Origin of the sequence: Clostridium tepidiprofundi DSM 19306 (genome assembly GCF_001594005.1) — a bacterium.
Taxonomy (GTDB): domain Bacteria; phylum Bacillota; class Clostridia; order Clostridiales; family Clostridiaceae; genus Clostridium_AC; species Clostridium_AC tepidiprofundi.
This window is the reverse complement of record NZ_LTBA01000002.1, coordinates 122,048-142,253: the sequence shown is the minus strand read 5'-3', so window position 1 is coordinate 142,253 and position 20,206 is coordinate 122,048. Positions and strand designations below refer to the sequence as shown.

Below are 20,206 nucleotides of genomic sequence, written 5' to 3'. Positions count from 1 at the left end.
AAACTATGAGGGATAAGGGCAAGTGTTCTCGCCCGTTAAGAATAAGGGTTGCCTGTTAAGGTCGAAAGTTAAATACCAAACTTCTTACAAAGAAGCCACATCCCCTTGTGGGTGTGGTAGTTCACACGAAAAGTCAATGGGAACATAATATTAAGGATACAGCATCATTTGCAAGCATTATAAATAGAACAGGAGTGGTATTATATGGTTGATACAACTAGACCTAATGAATTGTTTAGTATGGGGGATAAGGATTTAAGGGGTGCTAAAATACTTTACGAGTATGATGGAGATTATGGACTAGTTTGTTTTCATCTTCAGCAAGCAGTAGAAAAATATTTAAAAGGTTTCTTGATATGTAATACTGGTATATTACAAAGTGGACATAATCTATTCAGACTATGTAAAATAGCAACTAGATACGATAAAAATATGAATAAATTTTTAAAAGATTGTGCATTTTTAAATGCATATTATATCGAAACACGATATCCAGCGGAAGAACCACTAATAGCATCGAGAGAAGATGTTGAGGAAGGAATAAAAATAGCAGAAAAAATAATAAAATATATTCAAAATAGCACCATAATTAGAGAATAGTGAATAAGGAATAGAGAATAGTAAAGGTGAAAATTGCTTCGCAATTTCTTTAATAGTAGATTGTCAGTTGGCTAGAGTGCTAGTGGCTAGTTGATTAAGAAATCGTTACGCGATTTCTTAATTGCAATTTGTCTATTGTAAATATATAGTAATCAAGTTACAAATCTGCTCTAGCGAATTTGATTTTTCCTAGCCCCTAAAACAGATACTGGCATACAAATGTCAAATCTGTACTAGCCATCTAGCCATCTAGCCATCTAGCAACCTAGCAAACTTGCTTTATTTCATAGCACCCAATTTTTGGTACATCAAACATATACTGGCATACAAATGTCAAATCTGTACTAGCCATCTAGCCCTCTAGCAACCTAGCAAAAATGTTTTCCCTGCCCCTAAATCCTAGTACATGGTACCTAATTACCTGATTCCTAGTACCTTCTCTTCCCAACTAGTCCCTAGCTGCATCCAGTGGTTGTTCCACAATCCAGGCAGACTTTACAAGTGCCATTTTGCACGAGGTTTGTGCTCGAACAGTTAGAACACACTTCAGAGTAAATTCTTTCACCAGTTATTTTAGCTTTTGTTGAATTAACTGAATTATTAGTGATGTTATTCCCTGTTTTGTGTGTATTCAAATCATAGGCTATGTCTGAATTATAATTTTCAGGTTTTATTTGACATCTTGAAAAATCACCGAGTTCTATATCTATTATTTTGCTTATCAAATCTGATATGGATGTTACAGATTTAATATATGGATGCTTTTGAACGAATCCGTATGGTTCATATTTTTGCCCCCTAAGCATTCTTGAAATGTCCTTTGGAGGTACATGATGCTGAAGCATTACTGAAATAGATTTAGAAAGAGAATTTAAGAGTCCAGTTATTATTGTACCTTCTCTATCAGTTGTAATGTATATTTCACATATTTCACCATTCTCTCGTCTATTTACAGTTGTATATATTTTTACATCACCAATCTGTGCAGGATGAGTAGTACCTCTACGTATCCCTTGAGGTTTTTCGCGTACAGAAAATTTTGATGTATATAATTCTCTTGTTTTTTCAAGTAATTCATAGTATGTTAAATCCTCTAATTGCTTTTCATCATTACTGCTAAGTGAAGTGTTTAGTGGCTGACTAGCTTTGGATGAATCTCTATACAATGAAATACCTTTTACTCCTGATTTCCAAGAAAGCATTATTACGTTCTTGAAATCCTGTATTGATGCATTTTTAGGAAGATTTACGGTTTTGGATATTGAACCTGATATTAGTGGCGTTAGTGCAGCCATCATAAGTACATGACCTTCTGGCCTAATAAATCTACTTCCTGAGCCACATTTATTTGCTGTGTCAAATATTGGTAAATGTTCTTTCTTTAAGTGGGGTGCACCTTCAATTTTACCATCCAAAACACTATCATATTCAAAGCCATTTTGTTTAACTTTTTTAGTTCTAGAAATATATTTTATTATATCGTTTATATCATCATCAGAATATCCAAGATTCTTCAAAGAAGCTTCTATTACAGGATTAACAATCATCATGAATCCGCCGCCAGATAATTTTTTGTAAACAATATGACTGAAATATGGTTCGATTGATGTAGCACCACAGTCCATAGCAAATGATATAGTACCAGTTGGTGCAATCACAGATACTTGTGCATTTCTATAGCCATATTTTTCACCGTATGACAATGCTTTTTTCCAAGACTCTTTTAAAGTTTCACTTAAATATTCCAGATTTTCATCTTTTAGTATTTTATGGCTAGTTTTATAAGGTTTATAGTCCAAATTTTCAAAGTCTGAATCCAATGCACCTGCACATCTAGCATGGTTTCTTATAACCTTCAACATATGTTGTTTGTTTATATTATATTTTTCAAATGAGCCTACCTTTTTAGCCATCAATGATGATGTATAGTATGAATAACCTGTTAGTATGCCTACTAATGAAGAAGCTAATGTTCTAGCTTCTTCAGAATCATATGGGTAACCCATTACCATAAAAAGAGATGCTATGTTTGAAATACCCAATCCTGTTGTTCTAAATAAATGAGTTTTCCTAGCTATATCTTTTGTTGGAAATTGACCCCAATGTATAGAAGCTTCGAGTGCAAGTTGAATTAAACCTATTAAGTGAGTATAATTTTCTAAATTAAATTTCTTATTTTCAAAATCATAGAATTTATACACATTAATAGAGGCTAAATTACAAGCGGTATCGTCTAAAAAAGCGTATTCACCACATGGATTTGTTGAGTTTATTCTATTATGTTTTGCATTGAAAATACCATCTTCACCACATGGACAAGTATGCCACGCATTAAAGGTATCATCAAATTGGGGAGCAGGATCAGCACATTTCCAAGCGGATTCATTAAAATTATCCCATAAGTCTTTGACTTTTATTTTTTTGTTTACGCTATTATCAACTCTTCCTCTTAATTCTATATATTCATGAGGATTTTTATCCAAATTCTCAACTTTTTTCATAAATTCATTTGAAAAACGCACAGAATTATTTCCGTTTTGACCAGAAACGGTTTCATAAGCTTCACCTTCAAAACTAATGTCATATCCCATTTTGCCAAGAGCTCTTACTTTATCTTCTTCTTTTGCTTTCCATGTTATGAAGTCCATTATTTCAGGATGATCAACATCTAAAATAACCATTTTAGCTGCACGTCTAGTTGTACCTCCAGATTTTATTGCACCTGCATTTCTATCGAAAGCTTTTAAGAAACTCATTAAGCCAGATGACATTCCACCCCCAGATAATCTTTCACCTTTTGCACGTATGTTAGAAAAGTTGGTTCCAGTTCCTGAGCCACCTTTAAATAATTTTGTTTCAGTAATGAACTGTTCAGATATAGAATGTTCACCTAAAAGTTTATCCTCAATTGAAATAATAAAACAAGCTGATGCCTGAGTCCTTGAATAGAAGTCTTGACTTTTGACAACCTTTTTTTCTTTCATATCATAATAATAATTGTTATTGCTATTACCTTTTATTCCATAAGCTAGTTTTAGTCCAGTATTAAACCATTGTGGTGAATTAGGAGCATACATTTGGTTTAAAAAGGCATATACCATTTCATCATAGAATATGTTTTTTTGTTCTTCTGTTTCAATTATACCTTCATTTATAAGTGCTTCTGTCCAAAAGTTAATTATTCTGTGTGCTACCATTTTCATACTGTTTTCATAACCATATTCATTATTAACACCAGTTTTTCTAAAATATTTAGATGCTATTATGTCGCAAGCATTTTGAGAATAATGCTCTGGAAATTCCAAATTCTTCATATCAACGAGTGTTTTCTGTGTTTTATGATCTTTCAATAGAACATCAACTTTTTTCCATTTAAATAAATCATACACTGTTATAGATTTGTTGATTTCAAGTTCTTTTGTAAAAATTCTCTTAAATAAATCATTTAAATTATTCATAATTAAATTTTAATAGTTAGCTTTGAAAATCAAAGACCTAACTATTTTTCACCTCCCAAGTAAGTATTGATAATCACAACTAAAAATAGCAAAGTTCATAATTGATTGCTGATTATTTGAAGATTTCAACTAAAGCATTTTCAAAAAAATAAACTAGCAATTTTGACGTGTTTTTTTAAATACCTAAATAATATAGTTGAAATTCACAAACAATATGTTGTATCATAAAAGAAGAATCGATACTACATATTGTATTATAAAACATTAATATATATTTTTCAATATGCATATGGTATAATTTTACATAAAATAATTTTAGGGGTGATTTTGTGATTAATAATTATAATAAATTTGAGCCAAAAATAAAAGAGAGTTGTTTTATTGCTGATAATGCTTCGATTATTGGAAATGTAGACATTGGTGAGGATAGTAGTGTATGGTTTGGAGCGGTAATAAGAGGAGATTTGGAAAAAATAGTTATAGGTAGGAGAACGAATATTCAGGATAATTGCACCATTCATGTTGATACTGATTGTTCTGTTGAATTAGGTGATGGTGTTACCATTGGCCATAATTCAATTATTCACGGTTGCAAAATAGGTAATAACTGTTTGATAGGAATGGGGAGTACTATATTAAATGGAGCAACCATAGGAGATAACTGTATAATAGGTGCTAATAGTCTTATTACACAAGGGAAAAAGATTCCATCGGGTGTTTTATGTTTAGGGTCTCCAGCAAAAATTATCAGAGAATTGACAGAAGAAGAAATTAATTTTATTAAGAAGAATGCTGAACATTATGTAGAACTTGCAAAATGCTATTAATATAAGCTATACTTTATTGACAATAGTTCGCAGTGCGTTGTATAGTGGTAGTATAGTAAAAACCTATTTAAATAGAGAACGGTAATATAGATAATAGTGAATAGAGAATAAGGGATAGTAAAGGTGGAAATCGTTACACGATTTCTTTAATGATAAGATTGCCAGTTGGTTAGTGGACTAGTTGATTTTGAAATTACTGTGTAATTTCTTCAAGAGTAGATTGTCAGTTGGTTAGATTGCTAGTGGCCAGCTATAAGTGTATAGTAATCAAGTTACAAATTTATGTTGGAGATTGGAAACTGAAGACTAAAACAAAGTTGCCAATCACCAGTAACCAGTCACCAAAGCAGATTGTTACTTTGATGAAAATTAGCACTTAGAACTTTGTTCTTAAATAGATAGTAGTTTTCAAGTTGTAAGTCTGTACTAGCAGACTAGGCATCTAGCAAACTTGCTTCATTTCTAGCACCTAAAACAGATACTGGTATACAAATAGCAAATTTGTACTGGAGACTGGGGACTAGGGATTGGAGATTAAAACAAAGTTGCCAATCACCAGTAACCAGTCACCAAAGCAGATTGTTACTTTGATGAAAATTAGCACTTAGAACTTTGTTCTTAAATAGACAGTAGTTTTCAAGTTATAAATCTGCACTATCAGACTAGCAGACTAGCCCTCTAGTCCTCTATTAGCCTAGCAAACTTGCTTCATTTCTAGCACCTAAAACAGATACTGGTATACAAATAGCAAATTTGTACTGGAGACTGGGGACTAGGGATTGGAGATTAAAACAAAATCGCCAATCACCAGTAACCAGTCACCAAAGCAGATTGTTACTTTGATGAAAATTAGCACTTAGAACTTTGTTCTTAAATAGACAGTAGTTTTCAAGTTATAAATCTGCACTATCAGACTAGCAGACTAGCCCTCTAGTCCTCTATTAGCCTAGCAAACTTGCTTCATTTCTAGTACCTAAAACAGATACTGGTATACAAATAGCAAATCTGTACTGGAGACTGGGGACTAGGGATTGGAGACTAAAAACATGGGGGTGATTTAATTGACTAAGAAAAAATATAAAAAAGTTAAAGCAATTGTTTTAATATCAGCTATGGTGAGTGCTTCAATTATTTCTGGTAATATTGCTAATGCACTTGGTAGTAGTGGACAAGTAAATATAAGTAGAAGAAAATTAACAGAAGGAGTAATTTACAAGGAAAACCAAGTGTCATATTATTCAGAAGAAAAGGGAAGTAAAAAGAAATATAGATTAGATATATTAGAAATAGATCCAAGTAATAAAGATGTTGGTTTTGTTTTTAGTTATGCAAATAATAAGGCATTGGGTTCAGAAATATTATCAAAGCAGATAGAGTATGCTAGGAACAATAATAAAAATATAATTGCAGGTATGAATGGTGATTTTTTTAATAGGGCAATCGGAATAAGTGTTGGACCACAAATAAGTAATGGAACTATTATAACGGGATACACATGTAAAAGCGACGAAAGTCGATATCCTGTGCTTATTGTTGATAAAAATAATAAAGTTTCCATTGATAGATTAAAGTTTATAGGCAAATTGAATGTGTTAAAAGGTGCAAGAGATAGCAGTTGTGATATAAATGATTTTTGGAATAGTTTTTTTAATGAAGAAGATAAAGCTAATATGTTGGATATAGATAGCATTAACAGATATGATGAATTTGATGTTAATAGATATAAAGTAATAAATCAATTGATGATATTAACTCCTAATTACAATGACAGTGGTATTATAAAAAAATCTCCGTATGCTCCTTCAGACGTATTTGTAAGACTTACATTGGATAAAAGATCTAAAGGTAAATTGGTTAATGGAGCATTGGAACTGTATAAGGAGTATACTGTTCGTGTTGAGGATATAAGTATTGGTAAGCCGCAGGTTAGTATACCTAAAAATGGAATGATAATAGCTGCTAATGGAAATAAAGCACAGTGGATTGTAAAAAATATTATTAAAGGAGATTTAATAAAGCTCAAAGTTGATTTTAATAAAAAAGATATAGTGAAAGCTATTTCAGGTTATACATATTTGGTTAAAGATGGACAAGCAATGACAGAGGAACAGTTTAAAAAAGCTGGTGTTAGCAAAAGCCTGATTAATGCTAAAAAGGCCAGAACTGCTATTGGGATTACTAAAGATAAAAAGATTATTTCTATAGTTGTTGAAGGAGGAAGTGCAACAAAAAATATTAGTGACGGTGCAACACTTCCAGAACTTGCTAATATAATGAAAGAACTTGGTGCTGTTGTAGCTTTGAATTTTGATGGTGGTGGCTCATCACAAATGAATGTAAAATCATATGGAACAATTAGTACAGAGATAGTAAATGTACCTACTGATGGAAAAGAAAGAAAAATATCAAATGGCGTTTTGATATCAAATAACACAGAAAAGTCAGATAAGTTAGGCAGTATGAGAATAGTAGGAAATAAACTCATTTTCAAAAATTCAAATACACAATTTAAATTACTTGGAGAAACTGTAAATAATATTCCTTTCAATTTTGATGATAAGAAAGTAAAATGGACAGTTAATAACAATTTAGGAAATATTGATTCTAATGGGAATTTCAAGGCATGTAGTAATGCCAAAATGGGAACAATTTCTGCTGAATTTGAAGGAGTAAAAGCAAATTTTGATATTATTATAACTGATAAAATTCATAATTTGAAATTGAATTGTGGAAATACATTATATATGAATTATGGTGAAAAATATGATTTTAATGTCCAAGCTTTTGATAAAAGTAGACAAAGTATAGCTATAAGCGATAATGCAGTTAAATGGCATGTCGATGGCAATATTGGGTACATAGATTCTAATGGTATACTTAATGTTACTACTAAAAAAGGAGAGGGAGTTGTTACTGCAGAAGCAGGAAATAAAAAGGTTTATGTTAATATTGAAGTTGGAAGAAAATCCGTAATATTAGATGATTTTGAAAAAAATTATAAATATAATATAACAGGATATGTTGGTGGAACAGGTACAATTTCTCATAAACATGCATGGAACAAGAATGGAAGCCTTCGTGTAACATATGATTATGATAAAAGTTGGAAGAGAAAATATAATGGTACTATAAATATTAGACCGAATTATGATACTTCGAAATTTGTTGCATATACACGTCCTAAAAAAATAGGAGTATGGGTATATGGAAATGGAGATGCACCATGGCTTAGGGCTCAATTTATTGATGGAGATGGAAAAAAGTTTAGTGTTGATTTAGCAAGCAAGATTGATTGGAAAAATGAATGGAGAAATGTATATGGAGAAATACCTAATGATGTTGTTTTGCCTATAAAGCTTGACTGTATTTATATGGTTGAGATTGATAAAAATGCTCATAAAAAAGGAACAGTGTATTTTGATGATTTGAGATATGTTTATTCAGATGATGAAGATTTGAGTAGAATAAATTTAACAACGAAAATTACTAACGTCACACCAGAAAATAATAGTATTGTCAAGACAGGGTATCCTTTGATTAAAGCCAAGATTTATGATGAAAAATATAGAGTTGATGCTAACAAAATATCTATTAAAATCGATGGTAAAAAAGTAACTTATTGTTTCAATGAGAATACAGGAGAAATTTATGCAATACCAGATTTTGAATTGTCAAAAGGAAAGCATATTCTTATAATTAATGGTAAAAATATAAATGGGCTTCCTGCAAGACAGGTTGAAAAAGAATTTTTAGTGGAGTATTAGTAAAAAAGATGTTACGGGGTGGATTAAATGATCGAACTTGATGGTTTGGAAAACATGACGCGTGAACAGAAATATATTGATTTGAAAAACATAAAATAAAAGGAGAATATAAATGGTAAAAATAGGAGAAATTAACGCATTAAAAGTAATTAGAATATGTGATTTTGGATATTATTTGGATGCTAATACAGGAAATACAGATGATGATATTTTGCTTCCCAAAAAAAGTGCTCTTGATAAAGAACTAGAGGTTGGACAAGAAGTTGAAGCTTTTATATACAAGGATTCAAGAGATAGAATAATCGCAACACTAAAGGAGCCAAAGGCCAAAGTAGGAGAAATTGCATATTTAGAAGTTGTAGATTCTACAAAGATAGGATATTTTATAGATTTTGGACTTGAAAGAGATATTTTAGTTCCGTTCAAGGAAGTTGCTTACAAGCTAGAAGTTGGCAAAAAATATTTATTCTATATCTATTTAGATAAAACAGAGAGAATAGCTGCAACAACATATGTTGATAAGCATTTACACAACACAAATGCATATGATATTGGTACAGAGGTTACAGCTACGGTTTATGGCATACAAACTAATGGAAGTTTAATGGTAGCGATTGATGATACTTTCAGGGGAGTTATTTTAAAAAATGAATACTTTAATCATATTAAGCCAGGTGAAAGGCTTTATGTAAGGATAAAGAAATATTATGAAGATGGAAAGATGGGAGTAACTCCAAGAAAAACTAGATTAGAAGAAATGAGCGATATTGAATATAAGATTTTGGATTATTTAAATTCAAAAGGTGGTTTTATGAAGTTTAATGATAAGAGCTCACCTCAAGAAATAAAAGAAACTTTTCAAACAAGCAAGAATACATTTAAAAGAGCACTTGGTGCACTTATGAAAAAAGGACGTATTTCTCAGGATGAAAGTGGAACGAGTTTGATAAAATAATTAGCTATAAAAGTAAGTTTTGAAGTTGGTATTGGAGACAGCTATATATGGATATAAAATAAAATGATCAGTTATAAAAAGGAAGTTTTCCTGCTAAATTAGCGGGAAAACTTCCTTTTGAATATTTTTATAATTTCGTTTAATATTAGTGGTATTAAGCAAAGAAGAATAACAAATATCCAGTCTTGTATTGCTAAATTTGTAACTTTAAATATAACTGCTAAAGTATGTATGGTTAGCAGACTTATTTGAAGTAATATTCCTATGATAATAGAGCCTATTAAATACTTATTTGAAAATATTCCAATTTGGAAAATGGATTTATTTTCACTTCTCATATTTAGAGAATGAATTAATTGTGAAATGCAAAGAACTACAAAAGCCATTGTTCTAGCATATATTAAGCTTTCTTTATAATCAGGGAATTTGTTCATTCCTATTGTAAAAGCAATCAGCGTTAGAGTTCCAATTAATAATCCATTTAGTAACAAATAAACTACTGAATTTTTGAATAAACTTTCATTTGATTTACGAGGTTTCAATTTCATTATATCTGGATCACCTGTATCAACTCCTAATGATAGTGCTGGTAATGTGTCTGTTATTAAATTAATCCACAATATATGGATTGGACTTAGTGGTGTTGACCATCCGAATAATATTGCAATAAACAATGCAAAGATTTCTCCTATATTACAGGATAGAAGGAATATTACAGATTTTTTTATATTGTTATAGATATTTCTTCCTTCTTTTATTGCAGATACTATTGTTGAAAAATTATCATCTGTTAAAATAATATCTGAAGCACCTTTTGCAACATCTGTTCCAGTAATACCCATTGCAACACCTATATCAGCTATTCTTAAAGAAGGAGCATCATTAACACCATCACCAGTCATAGATACAATATATCCTTTTGATTTTAGAGCTTTGACTATTTTTACCTTATGTTCAGGAGATACTCTTGCAAATACTCTTAAATCATCTACTCTGTTACTTAAATCTTCATCGTCCATATTATCTAATTCAATACCTGATATGGCCTGAGATTCATTTTCTGCTATGTTGAGTTTTTTTGCTATTGCAAGCGCTGTGTTTTTATGATCACCTGTTATCATTACTGTCCTAATTCCAGAACTATTACATATATTTATGGAATCTTTAACTTCTTCTCTAGGAGGGTCTATCATTCCAACGATGCCTAAAAAGGTTAAATCTTTTTCCAAAGAGTCTATTTCCACATGTTCAGATGGTATTATTTTATAGGCTGTTCCTAAAACTCTAAGTGCTTCATATGACATTTTATTTGATATTTCCATAATATTGTTTCTGTCTTCATCATTTAATGTAATAATTTTATTATTCATATATATACTTGAGCATTTATTTAGCAGACTATCTATCGCTCCCTTAGTAATAACATAATATTTACCGTCAAAATAGTTTACAGTAGTCATCAACTTTCTGTCTGAGTCAAAAGGAATTTCATCAACTCTCTTGTGGATTTTTTCGATTTCTTCCTTGAATATATTGAATTTAACTCCAGCCGATAAAAGTGCTATTTCGGTTGGATCACCTGTTTCTTTATACTGAGAATATGAAGCATCGTTACATAGAACAAAGCTTTCTAACATTAATTTGTGAATTGGATTTTGTAAGTTTAGTTTGTTTATTTCCTCAAAAGAACCATCACAATAAAACTTTGTAACGGTCATTTTGTTTTGTGTTAATGTACCTGTTTTATCTGAACATATAATATTGACAGAACCCAAAGTTTCTATTGCAGGAAGCGTTCTTACAATTGCATTATTCTTTATCATCCTCTGTACTCCAATTGCAAGTACAATTGTTACAATTGCAGGGAGACCTTCTGGTATAGCTGCAACAGCTAAACTTATTGATGTTAAGAACATTTCAAATAAATTTCTTTTTTGGAGCATACCTATTAAAAACATAATGATACATACTGCTAGTGCAGAAAAACCTAAGAATCTACCGGTTTCATCTAGTTTTTTCTGAAGCGGAGTTTTAGAATCGTTTTCTTCATTAAGCATATTGGCTATTTTACCTATTTGAGTATTCATGCCTGTTGCAACAGCTATTCCTACACCTCTTCCATATGTTGCAAGTGTAGACATGAATGCCATATTTTTCTGATCACCTATGGGAACACTAGAGGATTCAAATCTGGTTTTAGCATCTTTTTCTACTGGAACGGACTCACCAGTTAATGAAGATTCATCGATCTTTAAATTTGCTGTTTCTATTAAACGCAAATCGCAAGGAATGTATCTTCCAGCATCTATTATAACAATATCACCGGGTACTATTTCATATGATTCTATTTCAATAAGTTTTCCATCACGTTTTACAATTGCTTTTGGTACAGATAATTTTTTTAAGGCATCAAGTGCTTTCTCTGCTTTTGATTCTTGTATAACACCAACAATAGCATTTATGATGATTACTATTCCTATTATAGCAGCATCACTTATTTCTCCTATTAAGGCAGATATAACTGCGGCAACTATTAATATATATATAAGCATATCGTTTAATTGAGCAAGTATTAGCTGTAATATAGATTTCTTTTTTTTGGTAGCAAGTTTATTTAATCCATACTTGTTTTTCCTAACTTCTATTTCACTGCTACTAAGTCCTTCCACAATATCAACACTTAATTCTTTAAATATCTCTTCTAAATTTTTATCAAACCACATAAAAACACCTCTATTTTATATTATGCTCTATTACCTAAATTATTAAAACTGCCATTTAAAATAAACAAATTATTATAAATCAAAGAACAATCTATATTAGTTTTTGAAAATATGAAAAACTTATTCTCATTTTAATAATTTTATAGAATTTATGAATGCAATATGTGATGCACATTCATTTTAATAAGTTCAATAAACAAATCAGAAAATTTATAAATTTATATATATTATATAAATTAAATTAAAATATTATAAAAAAATTTAATTGAATTAATTTTAATTAAAGTATTGCTTTTCCCTCAAAAATATATTATAGTAGCATTGAATTGGTTGCTTCACAAAATTCGACAAGAATTGTGAGTGGCGCGATTAATAGAAATAATACAAAAATAGTATACTTTACGATTGGAGGAGAACTTATGAATCAAGATTTACAAAAGCGTTATAGTTACAATAGCTTGATGTTTACAATCAGCTATATTTTTATGGGAATTATGAGTGGTATTTGTTTTGATACACTTGTAACATTCTTGCAAGAAGCTTCCCCTTCCACTGCTGCTGGATTTTCATCCTATATGGGATATGGTACGTTTGCAGCTGCAATAATAATATTGCTAATTCCTAAAATAGGTTACAAAAAGGTAATAATGATTGGACCTATTGCATCTATTGCGGCATTGCTCGCTGTTAATTTTATGAAAGGTTCAATGATAATGAACATATCAACATTTGCATTGCTAGCAGGTGTTACACTTTACGATGCTATATTACCACCATTTTTAAGTTCATATTCTTCACCAGAGAATAGACAAAAAGTATTTTCAAGAGCAATATATACTAATGTTATTGGTATGGTAATAGCTTCTTTTACTGGTGGAAAACTTATTGTTATGAGATTTGCTTCTAGGTTAGGAATGTCTTATTCAAAGGCTAATGCTTTAACTGCTAACACAAAAGCACTAACTGAAGCTCAGAAATCTTTATACATAGCAGCACATAAGGATGTTCTATTGATGTTTGTTGTAATTTCTATTTTGGCGTTGATTCCACTTCTATTCTTAAAAGAGGTACCTCAAGACTATGTTGATGCAAAGAAAGAAAAGTCAAAATTCAACTGGAAAATATTCGCTAACAAATATGTATTTTTATTCGTTCTATATAATATTTTAATCAGATTTGGTGCTTCATTAATTTGCCCTTATTTCTCAGTATTCCTAGGAAAATTAGGTATAGAAAGAGGAACAGTTTCTACATTGGTTACTCTTCAATATATTGCAATGGTAATATTCATGATGGCTTCTCCTTGGGTAGTTAAAAAGTTTGGACAAGTTGTTGCGCTTGGAGGATTATGTTTAGCATCAATCCCATTCATGTTAATTATTGCAAATGGTAGAGCTTTTGGTTCAGGAATTGTGTTTGCAGTAGGTGCAGCATTGTTCTTTAGATCAGGATTCATGAATGCTGCAAATCCAGTAATGCAATCTTTACCAATGGAATTTGTATCTAAAGAATTAAGACCAGCATATAATTCAGTAATATTTGTTGCGGGTGCTTTAGCATCAATTGCGGCAGGCTGGTTTACAAAGAATATAATGTTTGATCCAAAAGTAATAACTGATGGTTACACAAAAGCATATTATATAACTGCTGCAATTTATACAACAGCTGTTATAATACTATTGATTGTTTATACTAAAAAATATAACAGATCGTTTGAACAACACGAAGAAGATAAAGCAGCATAAAAATAGTCGTCGACTTATGTCGGCGATTTTTTTATGCTCTGATTTTGGAACTCATAGGGTATAAGCTTCATATAAATATATTAGATGAAATTAACATCATCTTTAATGCAATTTGAAAAGAAGGAGGTAATCTAATGAGTGATTTGTATAAACTTGGACAATCCCAGCAGGGACAGATAGAACAAGTTGGACAGGAAATAAGACTTGATGTTCACCTTTCAGAAAATCCTTATAATAATACAGGCAGCATATATGGTACTATTACTGATAATAATGGAAATCCTGTTGAAGGTGCATTGGTAAAAATAATGGATAATGATCATAATCCATTGTATCACATTTTAACAGATGAGGATGGTAAATATAGCATTAGCGATATGGAACCTTCATCAGAGTATCATTTTTTTGCAGTAAAAGATGGATATTTATTAAAGGAAGAAAGTCCTTTTGCTATAAATGCTGGTCAAACTTTAGAAATAAATTCTGTTATAACGCCAGATCCTAATGCTGTATTATCTACAGTAACAGGGCATATATATGATACAGATGCAAATCCACTTGAAAATGTGCTTATAACATTATTGAAAATTGAAGGAACTGAACAAATTCCTGTTGCTGTAACAACAAGTAATGAATATGGGCAAGGTGTATTTACAAATGTTGAGATAGGAAACTATTATGTACGTGCTACTAAGCAGGGATATGAGACTGGAATTATTGAAGTTCAGGTTACAGAGCCAGGTTCTATATTTAATATAGATGCGACTCTATCACCATCAACTGTGGAATCAAAGGGTACAATAAACGGTATTATAAAAGACGAAAATGGAAATCCTGTACCAAATGCAGTTGTTATATTGTATGAAGTAAGTGGTGATCCTCAGAATCCAACACTAACTCCTATGAGATATACAAGAACAGATCAAAATGGAGCATATCTTTTCGGCGAAGTTGAACAAGGTAATTATCTTGTTAAATCAAATAAAGAATCATAGATTATGAAATGTGAGGTGATAATATGGCAGAGAATAGAGATTTATATAAATTAGGTCAATCTCAAGAAGGTTCAATTGTTGATAAGGGTCAAGAAATTCGTATTGATTTGCAATTAGAGGACAATATTATTAGTGAAGTTGGAACTGTATTTGGTAGAGTAATGGATGTAAATAGCAATCCCATGGAAGGGGTTACTATAAAGATAACAGATACAGAATATAATCCAAAATACCATGCTGTAACGGATGCTCAAGGACAGTATACTATAGATAATGTTGAAGCAGATGAACAGTATTTGATTTTAGCAGTTAAAGAAGAATATGAACTAAAAACAGGAGTACCTTTTGTAATGCAAAAAGGACAGCAAGTTGAAAGAAACTTTGTAATGACTGTTGATCCTAATGCTGGAAACAGTTTGATTGCAGGTGAAATTTTCGATCAGAATCAAAATAAGCTAGAGGGTGCTACTGTTAGATTGTATGACAACAGTGGAACAAGTCCTGTCCTTATGAAAACAACTCATTCAAATCAATTTGGACAGTATGCTTTCTTTGATGTGCCTCAAGGTGTATATCTTGTAACAAGTTCAATGGTTGGATATAAAATTGCTGAGACAACATTTATTATTTCGAGTTCAGGACAGGTTGTAAATATTAATTTGATTATGATTGATGATCCTATAAGCAGAATGGGAACAATAAATGGTGTTATAAAAGATAAAAATGGAGTTCCAATTGAAGGAGCATTTGTTATTCTATTTGAGGTTACTACTGATGAGCAGGGTAAAGAAGTATTGACTCCAATAAGGAAAACTGTTACTAATAGTGAGGGTGTATATTTATTTGAACAGGTACCAGAAGGAAATTACAAAATTAAGGCAAATAAACTAGCACCTCAGTAAAGACACTAGTGCAGAGTTTATTTTAGTATTACCGATCGGCATATATAGCAACATATGCCGATTTTATACATATGAAAAAGCAATTTTATAATATGGATTAATAAAATCTATTTGTGTAGTGATTATATAAGAGGTAGTGTGTTATGGATAAATATGAATTAGGTCAATCTGATATAGGTACAATTACCCATGAAATAAATGAAATAAGATTGGATTTACAATTAAAGAGAAATAATCATTATAATGATGTCATTATATGTGGATATGTATATGATTTTTGCAAACATCCAATAGAAAATGCAAAGGTTGTTTTTTATAATAAATGCAATAAAGAAATAGGTTTTGTATATACTTCATGTGAAGGGTTATACGTTTTTTTTGGTGTTAAATTAAATAGTGTTATAAGAATTACAGTAAATAAAAAAGGTTATTACAAATACTGCAGTGGAATGATGTGTATTTATACAAAAATGTTTAAATATAATATGTGCCTTCAAAAAAAGTGTTTTTGTAGTAAAGCTTTAATATCAGGTCATATTAAAGATGAAAATTGCAATCCAATAAAAAATATACCAGTGTATTTATTAAAGGTATGTGATTGGTGTTGTAATAAGTCTATTTTTAGGGTTACAAATTCAAATGAATATGGACAATTTGTTTTCTATGATTTAAGAAGAGGGAATTATATTGTTTATATAGATAATCCTAAATTTGAACAATATACCAAACAAATTGATATAACTGAAACTGATAGAATTATTGATGTTGATGTAGAGCTTATAAAAAGACAGCTAAAAACGAATATGTGTGGTTATATAAAGGATGATTTTGGAAGAGCAATCAAAAAAGCGGTTGTGATTTTATATAGAGTAGAGTTGAATGACAAGCTTATTCCAATTGAATATACAATATCTGATGATAATGGATGGTACAGCTTTGATGAACTACCATGTGGAAAATATGTGGCTAAAGCAATATAAACACAAAGACTTACAACTTTACTCCAGGGGTGTTATTTCAACCTCTCATACGTCACCCCAGGGGTGTTATTTCAACCTCTCATATGTCACCCCAGGGGTGTTATTTCACCCCCTGGGGTGATATAATAATACACCAGGGGGTGATTTTTTGGAAATCAACAGAATAAATGGTGCATCTAATATTAAATCTGAAAAGAAGGTTGTAGCATCTAAAAAAGATTTTTCTCAGAGTTTTAATTTTGCAAAACAGAAAAAATCTGAGCAGCAACTAAAAAAAATGCTTGATGAAATAAAGAAAAAAGGAAATAGGCTTACAATAACTAAGAGTTATGCTGATGTTAGAGCATACAAGAGAATGATTAAGGAGTACTTAGATTCAATATTGAAATATATGTATAGTGTAAAAAAAGATATTAGTTTTTGGCAAACGCAATATTTTGTTACAGTTGATACGATAGATAGTAAATTAGAAGAATTAGCTCAAATGCTTTTATCACAAGAAAAAGATAACTTAAATATTGCAGCTACAATTGATGAAATTACGGGACTTGTTGTGGACATTTACAGATAAAACAAAGGGGGAGGATTTAGTCTCCAGCTTATCTAATCTCAAATCCCTAGTCCCTAGTCCCCAGTCTCCAGTACAAATTTGCTATTTGTATACCAGTATCTGTTTTAGGTACTAGAAATGAAGCAAGTTTGCTAGATGGCTAGTCTGCTAGTACAGACTTACAACTTGAAAACTACTATCTATTTAAGAACAAAGTTCTAAGTGCTAATTTTCATCAAAGTAACAATCTGCTTTGGCGACTGGTTACTGGAGATTGGCGACTTTATTTTAGTCTCTAGTCTCCAGTACGGATTTGTGACTTGACAGCGAATATTTTATCAGGTGCTAGGAAATAGGTACTAGGTACCAGGAAATAGGTTTTAGGAAATGAGCTAGTTTGCTAGAGGGTTAGTACAGATTTGATATTTGTATGCCGGTGCTACATAGGTTAATTAAGTTTCATATATAAAAACATTAAGGGGAATATTTGATTAAAACAACTTTGAGGGAAATAAGTGATGGGTTTCTTTTATGTTGATTTTTTAAAATTCCATTTTTGATATCATGAAGGAAAAATAATTTCAAAATTATTATTTACAATTCCCAAAAATATTATTATAATAGAATTAATATCAAAATGAAAGGAAGTATAATTGTGAAAACAGACATAAAAGATATAGTAGAAATACAAGAGTCTATTTCTGCAGGTGAAGAAATATCTATAAACTTACCTAAGTATAAAAAATATACTATATGTAATTTGAGAGGAGGAATAGGGAAAACAACATTGGCATTTAATTTATCTTATTTAGCTAGAAATGTTTTAGCGGTTGATACTTGTGCACAAGGTAATTTATCATATTTTTATGATAATAATTACTTTACAAATGCATCCACGAATGTTAAGGATATGATATTGCCGTATATTGTACCAGGATTGGGGAAACCTACAAGAGTTGCTTGCAGAATTTCTGCTACAAATCAATTTTTTGATGATAATTCATACTATATACCATCATCAGATGAATTATACATATTGCCTTCTCAATTAGCTACTGCGTTAAATCAAGCGAATAATGTTCAAAGTCCAACAAAGGAACAGATAGTTGAGAATATATTACTTTCATTAAGAAAAGAAACAGACAGAGAAATGCAAGAGACTGGTTGTAGCAAGTGTTTGATAGATACATCACCATTTTTTTCGGGAGCAACACATTTAGCATGGCATGCAAGTGATGCTTTAATAATTCCAGTAAGGACAGATCAACAATCTATTAATTCATTAAATTTATTATTAAAAACGCTAAAAGACCCTTCAAGTGATTTTAGAAGAAATATGAGTTATTTAACTCCTAATTTGAAGACTCCGAAGATACAAATGATTATATTAACTCACTGTACTTGGTCAACACAGAAGAATGCTAAGAATAAACCAAATCAGCAAACTAAGGTATATATTGAAAAAGTTAAAGATATTGTAAATAGAAATATTACAAGTTTTACGACTGACAATCCTGATAATCATATTTTTTTATTAGATGATTTTTTGGGAACTGGGAGAATTTCTTCAGCTTTATCAAAACCAGTTTTATTATTACAGCAGGGAGAAAGTATGAGAATAAATAAAGTTAAAACCACAGTTAATGCATCGGTGGAAAAATGTAAAAACCAGCTTAGACATATTTCAAATGCATTGTGGTAAGAGATATTGTGAGCCATGTTATTGGCTCTTTTTTAGTACTCCAAAACAGGAAAGTGGTGAGTATTGTTGAAATATAGTTACAAAATATGATACCTATGTAAAGCTTAGATTTAGTAAAATATATAAATAGGTATGTGAAGAATTGACTAATGTATATATATCTAAAAATTGGAAACTAATGAATAAGCTGATACTAACGAGTTTGTTATTTTATCAGTTTTTTAAAGGACTATAATTAATAATTAGGCTATGTAGTACTAGGGGCTAGGAGAGAAAAGAAGGTACCAGGTTTTAATCTCTAGCTAAGTCACAATTTGTTTTTGAGATTGGCGATTAGTGACTTTTGTTCAGTCTCCAGCTTATCTAATTCCAAATCCCTAGTCCCCAGTCTCCAGTACAGATTTACCATTTGTATACCAGTATCTGTTTTAGGTGCTAGAAATGAAGCAAGTTTGCCAGGCTGCTAGAGGGCTAGTCTGCTAGTACAGATTTGTAACTTGAAAACTACTATCTATTTAAGAACAAAGTTCTAAGTGCTAATTTTCATCAAAGTAACAATCTGCTTTGGCGACTGGTTACTGGTGATTGGCGACTTTATTTTAGTCTCCAATCTTCAGTACAGATTTGTGACTTGACAGCGAATATTTTATCAGGTGCTAGGAAATAGGGAATAGGTACTAGGTACCAGGAAATAGGTTTTAGGAAATGATGCTAGTTTGCTAGAGTGCTAGACTGCTAGAGCAGGTTTATGACTTGATTGCTATATACTTTCAATCAATGAATGTTTTATATTGCAATTAAGAAATCGTGCAGCGATTTCATCATTTACTAGCCACTAGCAAACTGACCAACTGGTCAACTTGCAATCTTAATTAACTGGCCACTAGCAATCTAACCAACTGACAATCTATTTTTGAAGAAATTACACAGTAATTTCAAAATCAACTAGCCCACTAGCCAACTGGCAATCTTATCATTAAAGAAATCGTGTAACGATTTCCACCT

Annotated in this window: 12 protein-coding genes; 10 read left to right on the top strand and 2 right to left on the bottom strand. The window is 31.0% G+C overall.

Annotation, left to right across the window (positions count from 1 at the left end):
• Nucleotides 1-204 precede the first annotated feature (204 nt).
• Nucleotides 205-600, top strand: a complete 396-nt coding sequence (locus CLTEP_RS02675; protein WP_066822227.1) for a HEPN domain-containing protein — start codon at nucleotides 205-207, stop codon at nucleotides 598-600.
• A gap of 455 nt (nucleotides 601-1,055) precedes the next feature.
• On the opposite strand, the gene CLTEP_RS02670 is transcribed toward CLTEP_RS02675, so the two are convergent.
• Nucleotides 1,056-4,058, bottom strand: a complete 3,003-nt coding sequence (locus CLTEP_RS02670; protein WP_066822225.1) for a vitamin B12-dependent ribonucleotide reductase — start codon at nucleotides 4,056-4,058, stop codon at nucleotides 1,056-1,058.
• Nucleotides 4,059-4,387: 329 nt separating this feature from the next.
• Here CLTEP_RS02670 and CLTEP_RS02665 point away from each other — a divergent pair, with 329 nt between their 5' ends.
• The 3 genes from CLTEP_RS02665 (at nucleotide 4,388) to CLTEP_RS02655 (ending at nucleotide 9,604) form a co-directional block, all read left to right on the top strand.
• A complete protein-coding gene (locus CLTEP_RS02665) occupies nucleotides 4,388-4,885 on the top strand; it encodes a gamma carbonic anhydrase family protein (RefSeq protein WP_066822222.1) in 498 nt (165 codons plus the stop codon).
• 1,061 nt (nucleotides 4,886-5,946) lie between these two features.
• On the top strand, nucleotides 5,947-8,649 hold the full coding sequence (locus tag CLTEP_RS02660) for a phosphodiester glycosidase family protein (protein ID WP_066822219.1): 2,703 nt from the start codon (nucleotides 5,947-5,949) through the stop codon (nucleotides 8,647-8,649).
• Nucleotides 8,650-8,761: 112 nt separating this feature from the next.
• Nucleotides 8,762-9,604, top strand: a complete 843-nt coding sequence (locus tag CLTEP_RS02655; RefSeq protein ID WP_066822217.1) for a CvfB family protein — start codon at nucleotides 8,762-8,764, stop codon at nucleotides 9,602-9,604.
• A gap of 98 nt (nucleotides 9,605-9,702) precedes the next feature.
• Here CLTEP_RS02655 and CLTEP_RS02650 read toward each other — a convergent pair whose 3' ends face one another.
• Nucleotides 9,703-12,327: a calcium-translocating P-type ATPase, PMCA-type gene (locus CLTEP_RS02650; RefSeq protein WP_066822214.1), complete on the bottom strand. Its 2,625-nt coding sequence runs from the start codon at nucleotides 12,325-12,327 to the stop codon at nucleotides 9,703-9,705.
• 419 nt (nucleotides 12,328-12,746) lie between these two features.
• Here CLTEP_RS02650 and CLTEP_RS02645 point away from each other — a divergent pair, with 419 nt between their 5' ends.
• The 6 genes from CLTEP_RS02645 to CLTEP_RS02620 all read left to right on the top strand — a co-directional run bounded on the left by CLTEP_RS02645 (nucleotide 12,747) and on the right by CLTEP_RS02620 (nucleotide 19,201).
• Entirely contained in the window at nucleotides 12,747-14,072 is a 1,326-nt protein-coding gene (locus CLTEP_RS02645) for an MFS transporter (protein ID WP_066822211.1), read from the top strand.
• Nucleotides 14,073-14,206: 134 nt separating this feature from the next.
• Entirely contained in the window at nucleotides 14,207-15,067 is an 861-nt protein-coding gene (locus CLTEP_RS02640) for an MSCRAMM family protein (RefSeq protein ID WP_066822208.1), read from the top strand.
• A 23-nt stretch (nucleotides 15,068-15,090) separates the two neighbouring features.
• A complete protein-coding gene (locus CLTEP_RS02635) occupies nucleotides 15,091-15,969 on the top strand; it encodes an MSCRAMM family protein (protein WP_066822205.1) in 879 nt (292 codons plus the stop codon).
• 143 nt (nucleotides 15,970-16,112) lie between these two features.
• Nucleotides 16,113-16,949, top strand: coding sequence for an MSCRAMM family protein (locus tag CLTEP_RS02630; RefSeq protein WP_066822202.1), 837 nt, complete (start codon nucleotides 16,113-16,115; stop codon nucleotides 16,947-16,949).
• Between the two features lie 154 nt (nucleotides 16,950-17,103).
• Complete coding sequence (locus CLTEP_RS02625) at nucleotides 17,104-17,520, top strand: YaaR family protein (protein ID WP_423230725.1); 417 nt, start codon at nucleotides 17,104-17,106, stop codon at nucleotides 17,518-17,520.
• 634 nt (nucleotides 17,521-18,154) lie between these two features.
• Nucleotides 18,155-19,201, top strand: a complete 1,047-nt coding sequence (locus tag CLTEP_RS02620; RefSeq protein WP_242863854.1) for a ParA family protein — start codon at nucleotides 18,155-18,157, stop codon at nucleotides 19,199-19,201.
• Nucleotides 19,202-20,206 lie beyond the last annotated feature (1,005 nt).

Excerpts from the sequence above, each read along its gene's own strand:
- CLTEP_RS02675 (WP_066822227.1), top strand. The coding sequence starts at position 205 with ATGGTTGATACAACTAGACCTAATGAATTGTTTAGTATGGGGGATAAG.
- CLTEP_RS02670 (WP_066822225.1), bottom strand. The coding sequence starts at position 4,058 with ATGAATAATTTAAATGATTTATTTAAGAGAATTTTTACAAAAGAACTT.
- CLTEP_RS02655 (WP_066822217.1), top strand. The coding sequence starts at position 8,762 with ATGGTAAAAATAGGAGAAATTAACGCATTAAAAGTAATTAGAATATGT.
- CLTEP_RS02650 (WP_066822214.1), bottom strand. The coding sequence starts at position 12,327 with ATGTGGTTTGATAAAAATTTAGAAGAGATATTTAAAGAATTAAGTGTT.
- CLTEP_RS02645 (WP_066822211.1), top strand. The coding sequence starts at position 12,747 with ATGAATCAAGATTTACAAAAGCGTTATAGTTACAATAGCTTGATGTTT.
- CLTEP_RS02640 (WP_066822208.1), top strand. The coding sequence starts at position 14,207 with ATGAGTGATTTGTATAAACTTGGACAATCCCAGCAGGGACAGATAGAA.
- CLTEP_RS02635 (WP_066822205.1), top strand. The coding sequence starts at position 15,091 with ATGGCAGAGAATAGAGATTTATATAAATTAGGTCAATCTCAAGAAGGT.
- CLTEP_RS02630 (WP_066822202.1), top strand. The coding sequence starts at position 16,113 with ATGGATAAATATGAATTAGGTCAATCTGATATAGGTACAATTACCCAT.